This window comes from Kothea flammea, from assembly GCF_052161645.1.
Lineage (GTDB): Bacteria > Planctomycetota > Planctomycetia > Pirellulales > Pirellulaceae > Laterigemmans.
This window is the reverse complement of record NZ_CP197414.1, coordinates 5,036,087-5,050,216: the sequence shown is the minus strand read 5'-3', so window position 1 is coordinate 5,050,216 and position 14,130 is coordinate 5,036,087. Positions and strand designations below refer to the sequence as shown.

The following is a 14,130-nucleotide window of genomic DNA, read 5'->3' as shown; positions in this document are numbered from 1 at the left end:
GGCTGCAAGCGCTGTTTGGCGGTGGGTAATTTTGGCATCGTTAGTGTTGGGTGGTTGGACTTGCGGATTGGCGGCTGAGGATGGCGAGCGGTCGTTGCAGCTGGTAACTGAAGGGGTCACGATTCATGCCGGGGAGCAGGTTCTGCCAGCGACATTTGGCAATGACTTTGAGAAAATGTTGGGAGATGATTTCGACGGCGTCGCTGAATATCGTGTGATGTTAGCGTGTCCGCCGCGGCTGGCTGCTGCGGGGCGGATGTTGCTTGAGATTGACGGTGCGGCGACCGCCGCCACGGTACGGCTGGGTGAGACGACATTGGGCCAGCATCTTGGTGGGTGGACCCCTTTCCGGTTTGACGTGACCGATCTGTTAACGACCGACCAACCGCTGCGCATCGAGTTGGATGAGCGAGTGGGGCATAACACTCAGGGCTTTCTGCCGATCGTGATACCGCACTTTGGTGGCATTTGGAAACATGTTCGTTTGATTCAAACAGCCGGTCCGGTCTATATCGACGACCTTAATTTGTTGCTGTCGGGCTTTGATGGGCAAGACGCGATGCGGCTGGAAGCGCAGCTGAGCGGTGATCAGCGGGCCGACTTGACTGATTATGAATTCGGTTATCGGATTGCGGGGCCGGAACCAGCTGTGGAAACATCGTGGGTGTGGCATGGGTTGGAAACGGGGCCGGTTGCCACCACAGTGCCGCAGTCGGCTGGTTCTGACCAAGTTTTGGGATCGATCCAACAAACGATCGTACCGTCGCAAATCCATCGCTGGAGTCCCGAGTCACCTTATCGCTACCAGATTGAATTGGCCGTGCGGCGGCGCGGCGATGGGCAAGTGGTCGATCGCGTGCGTCGTCACGCCGCCATCCGCCATTTTGAAACGCGTGGACGCGAGTTGCTGGTCAACGGTCGAGCGGTCAACATTCGCGGACTTCTGAATTGGGGTTACGCGCCTCCGCGTCTGGCTCCGGCGATCGATCCGGCAGCGATGCGAGCGGAGCTGGAATTTGCCCAACAGCGTGGTTTCAATCTGATGAAATTTTGCTTGTGGGTGCCTCCTCAAGCGTACTTAGACATGGCCGATGAGATGGGCATGTTGACATGGGTCGAGTATCCGACATGGCACCCTGATTTTTCGCCAGCGAAGTTTGCTGAACTGGAAAAGGAGTTCAAAGAGTTCTTTTATTATGACCGCAATTCAGCGTCAGTGATTTTGCGAAGTTTGACGTGCGAAACGGGGCACAGCGCGGCGGTCGATGTGATTCAAGGTTTATACGATCTCGGCCATGAGATTATTCCCGGAGCGATTATCGAAGATGATAGCAGTTGGATTGGCTGGCATCGAGTTCATGATTTTTACGACGACCATCCTTACGGGAACAATCATACGTGGTTGGAAAAATTAGCAGAACTTAACGCACATATTGAAGCCCGGGAAGCGAAGCCGTTGATCCTGGGTGAAGCAATCGCGGCGGACACGTGGGATGACGCGTTCGATTCTAATTCCTGGGAGCCGGTATTGGGCGGGTGGCCACCTCATCAATCGTTGTCGGCAGAGGATCAGCCACGGTACCGCAAGCAGGTTTTGCGGGATCATCGGTTGACAGATTTCGGTGTTGTGGCGCGCGATGCCAAGTGGTTGGCCTTGGCGACTCGCAAGTATCAGATTGAGGCCTTTCGATATCGCTTGCCGGAGGCCGGTTATGTGGTCAGCGTGATTCGAGATTTTCCTTTAGCCAGCATGGGGTTGATCGACCGAGCTGGCAACGCCAAATGGTCAGCGGAAGATTTTGCTTGGCATGGCGAACTGCAGTTGGTGTTAAACGCTGGAAGTTGGCTGCGGAGCGTGGCTGCTGATCAGGTTTGGAAGCCGACGATTCATGTGGCGGGTGACGCCGGGTTGGCTGCTGGGTTGCCCGCCGGGATACCGACAGGGTTAGAGCTTCGCTACCAGTGGCTTAATCGAGACAGCGGCGTGTCGCTGGGTGCGGGGCAAGTTGTTTGTGAACGCGATGCGAGCTCGCGACCGGTGGTGGAGCTGGAGATTCCCTTGGCGGCAGCGAACAAGCCTTGGCCCGGCAAGTTGCAAGTCGAGTTATTCGATAGCCAGCGGGCTGTAATCTTGGCGAGCAATCGTTGGGATCTTTGGGTGGTGCCCAAGCCGGGGGCGTCGGGATTGTTGCAGGGGAGACGCATTTTCGTGGACGCATCGGTGAGTGATGCGGAGCTGGCGGCGATGGGGTTGGATGCGCAGTTGCTCGGCGGGGACCAAGTCACGCGGCAAATGCCCACCGGGGAGAGTTTGATCTTGAGCAAGCGTCTCAGTCCGCTGTTATTAGATCGCGTGACCGCGGGAGCGAGATGTTTATTGTTGGCCGATGGTAGCCCCGGTTCGCTGGCGACGCGTGATCATTGGTTTTTGCGTGGTGGTCCGCTGGCGGCGGAGCAGGCGATTGTCAAACGGCTCAACCGGCAAATGTTGGTGGAATTACAGCCCTTTGATTTGGCCGGTGCCGTGATGTTCGATTTCCCGCTGATGGACGAGGTGCAGCCACTGTTGTCTTTGTGGGACAACCATGATTTGAGTTATTACCGTAGTCATGCGTTATTGTGGGAGGCTCGGGCTGGCGCGGGGGCGATTGTTTGTTCGAGTTTGAATCACGGCGAGGGTTCGGGAGCGGCGGGGCGATTTCTGTTGGAGTCGTTGCTGGAGTATGTTGCCGGCCCGGTTTCAGCCCCCGCTTTGTCGGCGGAAACATTAGCGCGGTTGCGGGCCGATTCGCGTCGTCAGCAGAAGAGTTTGGCGACGGTAGATTGGAAATTTCGTCGCGCCGGGGATGCTGACCTGCGGGGGCAAGCGACTACCGACCAGTGGCGATTGGAAATGATGGGTGAAGATGCGTGGCAGCCGATTGAGATCACTCGGCACTGGGACAGTCAGGGGCATGGCGATCTGGATGGCTGGGGATTTTACCGTACCCAGGTGGAGATACCTGCGGAGTGGCGTGACCAGCCTATATTTATGACATTTACCGGCGTGGACGATTATTTCGACGTTTTTGCCGGCGATGCGTTGATCGGCCAGGGAGGAGATATCGAGCAGCGGGAAACGGCATTCGAGTTGCGAATTAGTTTCCCGCTTCCGGTTGAGGTGACGCGGGAGGGGCAAGTGGAGATTGGCGTGCGGGTTTATGATTGGCAGGGAGCCGGAGGGATTTTCCGCCCCGTCTATCTGTCCACCGAGCCGGTAGCTGAGGGGCCGCCGTTGTTGGTGCCCCCGAGCTAAAGACTCGGCTCGCCTCGAGTCGAATTGTCAATCATTAATCGGTCGCCGCGGCGTCAGTTGGTACTTTCTTTTCGCATCGTGGATTCGGCGACAATGTCGGGAATCTCAAAGGGAAAGAAGGTGGGAGCCCAACTGACTGAATCGGGATCGATTCGGACTCGAACCATGATCGTTTCACCTGGCAGCGCTTGGCTGATCGAAGCCGGGAAGGTTTCGATGACTGCTGAGCTAATGGAAAGTAGTTCGAGTTCTTCTTGGACGCGGGCGAGGACTTGTTGATCGGTGGCCATTGGTAATGATCCCGCGCGGGCTCCCTCGCGAGTTGCTTGGGTGGCTGCGTTTTTGACCATTAGCATTCTTCCCATTTCGATCATGCCAAAGGTGAACATGATCATGAGAGGGGCGATCAAAGCGAACTCAACTGTTGCCGCCCCTAGTCGGCTGCTTGCCCGCAGTCGGCTGTTCGCTCTTGGATGCCCATTTCTTTTGCGGCGGCGGCCAGATAGGAGCGTATTGAGTGTGGGTTTGCTATCCATGGTATTGGCTCAGTTATTTGACCAGCATGACGGGTGTGTAGAGGTACTGGCTGGTCACTTGACCAGAGTTATCAATGACCCCGCCTCTGGCTAGCATGGGAGCCGGCTGGATGATCACGCGTTTCTTTTTCATGGGACCGGTAAGTTTGACCTCGAGGATTCGGACTCCTTCGAAAGCGACAATCGAGTACATCGCATTGTTACCGTTTCCGGAGACCGACTCGAAAATTGGGATGATTCGTTTTTCCCCGATGATCGAAGCCAGCTCGTCTTTGATACCTGCGCTGATACCGGTATCACCGTTGAGTAGTATGCGGCCTGTTGCATCCAGCTCGAGTGGTCTGCCGAAATCAAGCAGATCTTGATCGGAGATTCCACTGAGCACTTGACGGGAAATATCGGCGGTGCTGTTGTTGCTTCCGCCGATATCAACCGTACCACGGTTTCCCGGAGAGCCGGTTCCTTGAGGATATAGATTGCACTCAAAAAAACCGTCGCACCCGGAAACCAGGTTACCATTGACAAGGGCAAACTTATCCTCGGTGGCACTGGCACAGACGGCTTGCCAAGTTTGCAGATCGAGTGCAATGGGGAGCAGGTCGAGCGAGCTCTCTGAATTTGGTGGAAGGTAAAAGCCTTTGATGTTTTGGAACATGGCCGCGGTCGACTCTGCGCGCAGCGCTTGGCTGTCACGCCCTAGCGCTTGGCTGAAGAAGAGTGGAACTTCGCCATTGATCGCTTGTTCGCGCCTAAGCGTGACCTTGACGGCGTTGAACTGGGCGGAACCGGTGGTATCAAAGGAGTTTGGAGCGGTGGGATCCCAGTAGCCCAGCTGGACATCTTCGGAGCCGCGTGCCAGCATTGGTGATTGATCGGCAATCCGGTTGAAGGCGGCCAGCATCTCGGCGGCGTCTTCGACGGCAAATTGCGTTTGGCTGTTACCTACCCCCGCCACACGACTGTCGAATAGTTGCCAGCAGGCGGCCAAGGCGGCCGCGTCAGCCGAGCGTCGCAGCTCTGATCGGGAGACGGAAATGTTTCCCAGGTCGAGCGTCATCGCCATGATGATGACGAGGCTGGATGCAAGGAAAAGTCCGAGGACCGTGGTCGCCCCTCGTCGTTCTCTGCCGCGAGCCGCCGAGTTGCCCAGCTTGACGCCGTCTCGAGTCACGGTAGGCAGGCGATGGGAGGTAGGCAGGCGATTAGGTAACGCCGGGGACGAAGTTTCAGAAAGGTTGTTAGCAGTCGGTGTTGAAGTGAGTCGTGTCATGATGGTCTCTCCGCCAAATGTTACATGTTTGCAGAATGATTCGTTAGTCGGGAAAATTTTCTCAGGAAATCAGAACTGTTGATTGACCGTGATTTCCTGGACACCGCCTGCGGAATCGAAGAGACGAACTTGTTTGAGTTTGAGCGACTGGACACGGTTGGCACCGAAGCCAATATCTAAGGAGTCGAATGAGTTTTGATATTGGTAGCCAGTGAGGTCTTGAATTTCCCCGGACGGTATGCGGACCAGATATTCGGGGCCGCCAAAGTTGCCCCAGGACGCGCTGTTGCCATCTTTGACGGCGTAAAGAAATTCGTTGTTGAGGCAAGCCATAACGACGGTCCAGCTGATCGTATCGCCGCTGGAGGCCAAGGCGGTTTGGACATCGCTGCGGGCGCGATCCATTACTTCTTCATTGACTGCCGCGGCGACTTGAAAGCCGCCTCCGGAAAACCAAGCGTCTGCGGCATGGTTCAGTTGTAGCTGGAAGTATTTGCTGGCCCCATCGCTGACGGGAGAGGTGTAGATCGTCAGTTGAGGCGAGTGGATGGCGGGAGCGGGATCATTGATCACCAGTTCCCAATCCTCTTCAATCTTGTAAAGGTAGGGTTCGGCGGAGTAGGCTGGCGTGGCGGTAAGGCTCGCGAAGATAGCGCAAATGAGCGCGAGCGCCAGGACGGTCGGTAGATTTGAGGGGATACAGCGGATAAGACGAGAACGCGACATCGGTAGGTTCCTCAGAAGAGAGGTTGAGAAGTAGATGTCCGGAGTCGCAGCGGCAACACTCGCCCTTCGGTAGCCTGGCGACCCGCTGTCATCTGGGCCCATGGCTTTGCGTCCCGGCTTCTCAACCGGTTTGCCGTTTCGAGGGAGGTTGTCTCGGGGAGATGGGGAAGTGGTTGTCGTCACCTCCGGCGTATTTAAATAATACGTTAATTTTTCCCGCAAGATGCTTAAAAAACATTTAATGCCACATGCGAAATAGGGAGCTAGGATGTGATAACTCCCACTGGTTGGTTGGATGTTTATGCCCCCGTGTTCGTGATGGTCGAATTGGATAGCCCTTAATGTCGCCCCTGGATTGGTTCGACCGACATCGACGCGAAGAAATGTTGCAGCGATGGAAGGAAAAATCGTTACAACCGAACGTGCGTGGCTGGTTATTGCTGCTGCGGTTGTTGGTGCCGTTGTTGTTGGCGGCAGTGGTTGCCGGGGTGCCAACTTATGAAGGTTTGAGCGTTGGCGGTAGAGCCTCGATGTTCATACTGGTGCTGGCTGCTGGGTTATGGATCACCGAAGCGATTCCGGCTTTTGCCGTGAGCTTGTTGGTGATCGGTTACAGCATCGCCGTGCTGGGGAGGCCGGGCGGTGTGATGGATGCGGGACCGCAAGACTGGGAAAAGTATGTGGCGACGTGGGGCAGTCCGTTGATCTGGCTGTTTTTCGGTGGCTTTGTGTTGGCTTCCGGCGCGGAAAGGACGGGGCTGACCCGTTGGATATCGGTGCACGTACTGCACCGCGTGGGCCAGCGTCCTTGGTGGTTGTTGGCTGCTTGCATGGTAATCACGTTTGTATTTTCCATGTTTATATCGAACACGGCGGCGGCGACCATGATGGTGGCGATCGTGTTGCCGATTGTGAACCGCCTGGCCGGTGGAGATCGTTTGCGAAAGGCGTTGTTGCTGGGGATTGCCTTTGCCGCCAATATCGGTGGGATGGGCAGCGTGATCGGCAGCCCGCCAAACGCGATCGCGGCTGGCGCATTGCAAGCGTCCGGCGGCATCAATTTTACACAGTGGATGTTGGCCGGGCTGCCGCCGGCGTTGTTGCTGTTGGTTATTGCTTGGGGATATCTTTTGGCACGCTATCCGGCCTGGGTGGAGCGTATTGATTTTGAAAGGCTGACTGGGCTAGCCCCTGATCGCGATCAGGAACCGCAGTGGCGACGGTTGACGGTGATGGCGACGTTCACCGTCACGATTCTGTTGTGGATGACGCAATCGCTGCATGGGATCCCGGCGGCGGTGGTTTCGTTCGTGCCGATTTGCGTGTTGACTGCCACGCGTATTCTTTCCAATAAGGATGTCTGTCAGCTCCGCTGGGATGTGTTGTTACTGATTGCCGGCGGGCTCTCGCTGGGGATCGCAGTCACTGAGACTGGGCTGGCCAGTTGGTTGGTCGAGCAATTGAACGTGAGTGCTTTTGGGGTGTTGGCAACCGCATTGATGTTGGCCTACATCGCTTTGCTGTTGTCGAATTTAATGAGCAACACGGCGGCCGCTAATATCTTGGTACCGATTGGCGTGATGGCCGGGGTGGGAGCCGAGGCGTTGACGGTTGTGCCGATTGCGTTAGCGGCGTCTGCCGCGATGGCGTTGCCGATTTCGACGCCGCCAAATGCAATCGTTTACGCGACTGAGGAGATCACCAGTCGCGAATTGTTGGAGGGTGGACTGTTGTTGGGCGCGCTGGCTCCCCTGATCGCCACCGTCTGGTGCTCGTTTGTCTTCTGAACGTGGGTGTCTATTCTTGAAGTATATCTCGCGACGTTCAAGCGTTGGACGCTGGGCGTTAAGGGAAATGAGTGGCGACTTTTGATTAGTGTCAATCAGTGAAAATTAGTGTTCACCAAAAGCTTCCGCAGTTATCAGGCCATTAAAGTGGCCGACTTTTTGATGGGTCGACCGTTTGGGAGCGAAAGGCGACTTTAGGCGATCACGGGAAAGATGGGTTCGACTGGTTCGACACCGACCAATTTTTGATCGAGGCCGCCATAAAAGTAGGAGAGATGATTGGGGTCCAAGCCCATGAGTTGCAGAATCGTGGCGTGCATTTGTTTGACGTGCAGTGGATTTTCGGCAGCGGCGGCCCCTAATTCGTCGGTGGTACCAAAGCTGATGCCACCCTTAATGCCTCCGCCCGCCATCCACATGGTAAAGCCGTACGCGTTATGGTCGCGTCCGGAGCCAACTGCGTATTCGGCCGTTGGCTGCCGACCAAATTCGCCGCCCCAAACGACCAGGGTTTCGTCGAGTAGGCCGCGTTGTTTGAGGTCAGTGAGTAATCCCGCGATCGGCAGGTCGGTGTTGCCGGCGTGGTAGTTGTGATTTTTCTCCAAGTCACCGTGGGCGTCCCAGTTGTCGTCGTTGTGGGCTCCACCGCTGTAGAGTTGCACGAAGCGAACTCCGCGTTCGACGAGGCGGCGGGCCAGCAAGCAGCGACGGCCGAAGTCTTCGGTGCGTTCCTGAGTGATACCGTAGAGATCAAGGGTGCGAGCATCTTCCTGACTCAAATCGACCGCTTCGGGCGCGCTGGTCTGCATCTTGTAGGCCAACTCGTAACTGGCAATCCGAGCTGCCAGATCGGAGTCTCCGGGGTGAGCATCGAGATGCCGGCGATTGGCCGATTGAATCGAATCGATCAGACGTCGCTGTAGGCCCTCAGGCATATCTTCGCGGGGCCGCAAGTCGAGGATCGGTGCGCCCTCGCTGCGAAAAACGGTGCCTTGGTAAGTGGCCGGCATGAAACCGGAGCTCCAATTCTTGGCACCGCTGATTGGCCCGCCTTTAGGATCAAGCATGACGACGAAGCCGGGTAAATTTTCGTTTACCGAGCCGAGTCCGTAAGTTAGCCACGACCCCAGGGCGGGGCTGCCGGAGAGAATTTTGCCGCTGTTCATCATCAGCATGGCCGAGCCATGGATTGGCGAGTCGGCGGTCATGGAATTCAAGAACGCAATATCATCGACATGCTGGGCAACGTTGGGAAACAGTTCGCTGACCCATTTACCGCACTCACCATATTGTTTGAATTTCCAACGCGGCTCCACGATCCGGCCCTGGTTGCGGTGCCCGCCACGCCCAAAGGTTTTGACTTCGATGGTCTTGCCATCCATGCCGACCATGTTCGGTTTGTAATCGAACGTGTCGATATGGCTGGGACCGCCATACATGAAGAGGAAGATGACCGACTTGGCCTTGGGGGCAAAATGAGGCGGCTTGGCCGCTAAGGGGTTTTGGTAGCCGTCGGTGACCGCTCGCCCGGCACTATCAGCGGCTTGGGTGTTGTTGAAGAACCCATCGCCCCCCAATAAAGAAGTCAAAGCGGTCGCACCGAAACCGGCTCCCGACTGCCAAATAAATTCGCGGCGGGTGCGTCGGCAGAAACCTTTGCGGCCTTGGCTATTGTCGAAAGTCATCTTGCGAATCCTGGTCAGGTGTTGGTGTTGGCAGGCGAGCTATTGAGCGTCCGTTTAATGAGCGTCCGTCATGCGCATCAGTCGATGAACAGAAATTCGTTCCAGTTCAAAACGGTGAGGCAGTACAACTTTAAACTCTCTTCCTTGTTCAACCCAAAGTCGTCCATCATTTCTTGAATTAACGCTTGCCCCTCAGCCGTCTCCTCCGCGGTTGCCGGTCGCCCCAGCGCCAAGCGGATTGCTTGATCGATTCGCGCTGTCCGCTGCTCGCCGGCCAGTGATTGCACGCGAGCTGCCATGCGGTCGGCTTGCTCGTGGATGAATCCTGAATTCAACAGCGACAAGGCTTGCCCCGGTTGCAGCGTGGCAAAGCGAGCTTCGCAGGTGCGATCGGGTTCGGGGTAATCAAACACGCTGAGTATTGGAGTCAGCAGCGAACGTTTCACGTGGATGTAAATGCTGCGGCGATTGCGCTGCTCTGGGGAAGAGTTGCCCCAGCCGGCACCGGGGCGCGACTGACCAGCTAGCACTTCGGCGGAGAGCTGCGGATAGAAGCTGGGGCCGTAAGGTTGCGGATTCAGCTGGCCGACCGCGGCAAGGATGCTATCGCGAACTTCCTCGGCGCTGAGTCGACGTTGATCGTAACGCCAGAAGAGATCGTTACCAGGATCTTTAGCCAGTCCCGCGGAATTAGCCAGCGAGGAAAGCTGATAGACTTGGCTGGTCATGATTAAGCGGTGCATGGCTTTCAGACTCCAGCCGCGCAAGATCAATTGGTTGGCGAGGAAGTCCAGCAGCAGCGGGTGCGTCGGCGCGGAACCGAGTTGGCCAAAGTTGTTGCTGCTACGGACTAAGCCGCGGCCAAAGTGAAACTGCCAAAGTCGGTTCGCCATGACGCGACTGGTCAAACGATTCTCGGGAGCTGTGATCCAGTCGGCCAGGACGCGGCGGCGTCCTGCCGTGGAGGCACCCTCAGCAGGCGGTGCGATCTCGGGGAGTGGTTCGGCGAATAGTTCCGGAAACCTGGGCTGAACGACGTCGCCCGGCACGTGCGGATTGCCGCGGATCATCAACTTGGTCGGCTCGGGGGTGGCATCGCAGTTGGCCAGACCCAGCACATATTCGCGCGCCGGCAACTGGGCACGTTCCTTGTCGATCTCCTGGCGGCGCTTCTGCAACGCTTGGTACTCGGTCCACTGGTCCGCTTCGAGATGATCGGCCAATTTTTCTTCAAGTACTTTCTTGCGTTCATTGGCTGGCCCTTCGGTTGCCCGTTGGTCGGGAGCCGGCATCTTGGCAATGCCCAACTGTTCCAGCTCTTTGAGTTTGCGATCGAGCTCTCTTTGCTCGCGGTCCAGTTGGCGGTAGCCCTCTTGGACGTGCGGCGGAGAGATTTCGATTTGATTGTTTCTCGTTTGGTTACCGCGAGTACCGTAGGGTGTCACATCGGCGAAAAAGGCGAGCATCCCGTAGTAATCGGTCTGCGGAATGGGATCAATTTTGTGGTCGTGACAGCGAGCGCAGTTGATCGTCAGGCCGAGGAAAACTTGTCCGGCGGTGGTGACTAAATCGTCCAGTTCGTCGTAACGCGCTTGCAGCGGGTCGGCTGGTTCGTCGTCCCAAATTCCGAGGCGATAGAAGCCCGTCGCGATCAGTGAATCTTCGGTCACGTTTTCCAACTCGTCACCGGCCAGTTGTTCACGCACGAATTGATCGTATGGCTTGTCCTCGTTGAAAGCACGAATGACGTAATCCCGGTATTTCCACACGTTGGGTTTGGGATTGTCACGTTCATAGCTGTTAGTTTCTCCATAACGGACCAAGTCCAACCAATAACGACCCCATTTCTCACCGTAGTGGTGCGAGGCCAGCAGTTCGTCGATCAGACGCGGCCAAGCGTCGGGGGACGGGTCTTGGACGAAAGCCTCGATTTGCGCGGCAGTGGGGGGCAGTCCCAGCAGGTCGTAGTAGGCGCGGCGAATGAGGCTGCGGCGGCTGGCCGGTTCGTTGGGCTGCAGACCGGCATCGTTGAGGCGAGCAAGCACAAAGGCGTCGAGCGGGTTTTCAGCCCATTGCGGATTGTCCACTGGCGGTGGTTGCACAGCACGGCGAGGCTCGAACGCCCAGTGGCTTTCCCACTCCGCCCCCTGGTTGATCCAGCGACGAATTAAATCGGTTTCCTCCTCAGAAAGTGGCTCGCCTTCGGGAGGCATCCGCTCCCACTCGTCGGCAGAGGTGATGCGCGCGAACAGGGGACTGGTTTCAGCCGAGCCGGCCACGATCGCCACTTCGCCGGAATCGGTCTCAGCAAATGCCCCCTCGGCGTCGCTCAGCCGCAAGCCCGACTCGGCTTGGTCCGGTCCGTGGCAGGCGTAGCAGCGTTTTGCCAAGATGCCTTGAATTTGGTTGGCAAACGAGACGGGCGCCGCAGCTGCTTCGGTCGTTTGCTCGGATTCAGCGGCGGTGGAGGAACCGTCTTGCGCGAGGCAACGTTGAGGCCCGGGGAGTTGTGAACTGCAGAGCGTAATGCTAGCCAATGCCACGAGGAAGGTTCCCGCTCGCTGCCTGACCGTCAACATGGGTTGTTGAGGGTTCGCTGCTGGTCTCACGGATAGCTGTTTCATTGGAAATGCTGACATCGAGAGTGGAAGGCGAGGGGGATGTCACGGGTGGGAATTACTATTGTAGTCATCCCCGCAGCGTCGGTGGTGGCACGGGGGTGATTACCGAGTGGTGAAAAACGCCACCTCCGCTTTTATTTTCGCAGCTTCGCGGATGATTTCCAATGAGACTCTTCGGAATAACTCTAAGAAATATTGTCACAGCGAATCGGCGCTGGCGGCTTCACTTTGGAGGCACGCCAGCACCCCTGAGATAGAATCGTCAGGTTGCGTCAGCCAGCGACTACGCGGTGGCGAACTCGAGGCCTTCGAGCAAGATGCTGGCCGCTTTGCTGCGATTGAGGACATACAGGTGCAGCCCATCGGCACCTTCTTCCATCAGTTCGACCGTTTGCTGCCGCGCGTGTTCGACGCCGACTTGGAATTGCCAGTCGGTGGTGTCGAGTTCCTGCAAGCGTTCGACCAGCGGGCCCGGGAGTCTCGCCTTGCACATCGAGGCGATGCGTTGGGCTTGGGCTAAATTCGTGATCGGTAACAGGCCGGGAACCAAGGGGATGGTGATGCCCGCTTGCCGGACCGCATCGCGAAAGCGAAAGAAGTCGGCGTTGTCGTAGAACAGTTGCGTGATGATTACATCGGCGCCAGCGTCGACTTTGCGTTTGAGGTTATCGAGATCGACTTCGGCGCTGGGCGCTTCCTGGTGGACTTCGGGATATCCTGCGACCGCGATGCCAAATTGCGGGAACTCGGCGCGGATCAATTCGACCAATTCATTTGCGTAACGAAGTCCGCCCTCGACCGCCGTGAACTGGGTTTCGCCCTTGGGAGGGTCTCCCCGCAGGGCGACAATGCTGTCGACGCCCCGGTCGCTGGCTTCTTGCAAGTAGCTACGCAGGCGGTCGACAGTCGAGCCAACGCAAGTTAGGTGGGAAGCGACCGGCAAACCAGTCGCCCGCCGAACACGGTCGATGACTTGCAGCGTGCGGTCTTGGCTTGAGCCACCGGCTCCGTAGGTGCAAGTGAAGTAATCGGGATTGTAGCTGGTTAATTGGCGAACGGTCTCTTCGAGCGAATCCAGATCGGCCATCTGCTTCGGAGGGAACAGCTCGAAGGAGAGGCAGCGGCTACCGGGACGATACGCTTCGGTGATCGGCATAATTTCACTTGGGGTCGAGAACAGCGATTCCTGAAATGACGTTAGCTTTATTCAGGTTTCCACTTTACCAGTATGCATGATAACCAATCCCACGTTTACCCCCTAACGTCCTCGCTTAGGTTTTCGCCCGCGAACCAGGCCTTTCTCGGTGGGCACAAAGTCGGGGTTGGCCGGGGTCAGCATCTTGCTGATGACCAGTTTATTCATGCTCACACCTCGCTGCTTGGCTTCCTCCACCAAGGCCGCCCGCAGGCTCTTGGGGATGCGAATGGTCAGCATTTTCTGCGGCTCGACGACCTCCGCTTTTTCGGTGTCCGAAGACCGAAGCGCGGCGAGCATCTTGTGGATCTCAGTGTACTCTCTGGTGGAGGCAAAATACTCCCTTTCCGGTTCCGTTGGGAACAGCTGTGGGACCACCCCTTCTGGACCAAGGATGGCGCGAAAGAAGGCCACCCAGTAGCCGGTTTGTGTGAACGCCTCTTGTGCCAAGCGGAGTGCTTCGAGTGGTTTCTGGTAGAAGGGCAACTCACGGTCCGGGGCGGGCAACACCACGCGGACTTCTCCCTTGCCCTCGCGGCTAACGGCGGTTGGCTGGTCGATATCAACGATGTGCGCTTCGCCGATGCGAGGGGACCTCTGGAGTCGCTGCGAATCATGCTCGGCTTGTTGTTGCTTGCCGGTCTCCTGAGACTTGCTGGTCTGTTGAGACTTGGCTGTGTGGTCGCTTGATCGAGTGGATCGGGACCGACTCGATGACTCGGAGCGTGAAGCTGGCATCGTCCGAATCCTTTCATTGTTTTTCGAAGGCACGCAATTGCGGTGCGCTCGGCCAGTTCGGGTGCGGCTGAGCGGCGTTCCCCCGTGGGAATCGCGGCCAATCCTTTCCAGTGGTCAAACGCTGTTGCGTAACCTTTGACAGCAAAACAACTTACGGTCGATGCGCAAATATTGCGCAGCTTAAGAAATCGAGTGCGCAGAATCGCGACAGCCGGAGGGTGCCTAAAAAATAGGCAGTGGCAAATGTCGCAAGTCCCAAGTGTCTAGGAATGCTGGC

Annotated in this window: 9 protein-coding genes and 1 riboswitch; of the genes, 2 read left to right on the top strand and 7 right to left on the bottom strand. The window is 57.0% G+C overall.

All coding sequences use genetic code 11. The features are described 5' to 3' along the window. Positions 1-31: 31 nt before the first annotated feature. Positions 32-3,295, top strand: a complete 3,264-nt coding sequence (locus tag SH139x_RS18900; protein ID WP_488351323.1) for a glycoside hydrolase family 2 protein — start codon at positions 32-34, stop codon at positions 3,293-3,295. 53 nt (positions 3,296-3,348) lie between these two features. On the opposite strand, the gene SH139x_RS18895 is transcribed toward SH139x_RS18900, so the two are convergent. The 3 genes from SH139x_RS18895 to SH139x_RS18885 all read right to left on the bottom strand — a co-directional run bounded on the left by SH139x_RS18895 (position 3,349) and on the right by SH139x_RS18885 (position 5,827). Continuing rightward, a complete protein-coding gene (locus SH139x_RS18895; RefSeq protein WP_488351322.1) occupies positions 3,349-3,831 on the bottom strand; it encodes a TadE family protein in 483 nt (160 codons plus the stop codon). Between the two features lie 13 nt (positions 3,832-3,844). Then, positions 3,845-5,101, bottom strand: coding sequence for a TadG family pilus assembly protein (locus tag SH139x_RS18890; RefSeq protein WP_488351321.1), 1,257 nt, complete (start codon positions 5,099-5,101; stop codon positions 3,845-3,847). A 69-nt stretch (positions 5,102-5,170) separates the two neighbouring features. Then, complete coding sequence (locus tag SH139x_RS18885; RefSeq protein WP_488351320.1) at positions 5,171-5,827, bottom strand: hypothetical protein; 657 nt, start codon at positions 5,825-5,827, stop codon at positions 5,171-5,173. A 65-nt stretch (positions 5,828-5,892) separates the two neighbouring features. Further along, positions 5,893-5,972: riboswitch (cyclic di-GMP riboswitch) on the bottom strand. 196 nt (positions 5,973-6,168) lie between these two features. Between SH139x_RS18885 and SH139x_RS18880 the strand changes: the two genes are divergently transcribed. After that, positions 6,169-7,614 (top strand): SLC13 family permease, encoded by a 1,446-nt coding sequence (locus tag SH139x_RS18880; protein WP_488351319.1) that lies wholly within the window; start codon positions 6,169-6,171, stop codon positions 7,612-7,614. A gap of 194 nt (positions 7,615-7,808) precedes the next feature. Here SH139x_RS18880 and SH139x_RS18875 read toward each other — a convergent pair whose 3' ends face one another. The 4 genes from SH139x_RS18875 to SH139x_RS18860 all read right to left on the bottom strand — a co-directional run bounded on the left by SH139x_RS18875 (position 7,809) and on the right by SH139x_RS18860 (position 13,853). Continuing rightward, entirely contained in the window at positions 7,809-9,299 is a 1,491-nt protein-coding gene (locus SH139x_RS18875) for a DUF1501 domain-containing protein (protein WP_488351318.1), read from the bottom strand. Positions 9,300-9,376: 77 nt separating this feature from the next. Continuing rightward, entirely contained in the window at positions 9,377-11,923 is a 2,547-nt protein-coding gene (locus tag SH139x_RS18870; protein ID WP_488351317.1) for a PSD1 and planctomycete cytochrome C domain-containing protein, read from the bottom strand. Between the two features lie 280 nt (positions 11,924-12,203). Beyond that, entirely contained in the window at positions 12,204-13,076 is an 873-nt protein-coding gene (metF, locus tag SH139x_RS18865) for a methylenetetrahydrofolate reductase [NAD(P)H] (protein ID WP_488351316.1), read from the bottom strand. A gap of 102 nt (positions 13,077-13,178) precedes the next feature. Beyond that, complete coding sequence (locus tag SH139x_RS18860) at positions 13,179-13,853, bottom strand: toxin-antitoxin system HicB family antitoxin (RefSeq protein WP_488351315.1); 675 nt, start codon at positions 13,851-13,853, stop codon at positions 13,179-13,181. Positions 13,854-14,130 lie beyond the last annotated feature (277 nt).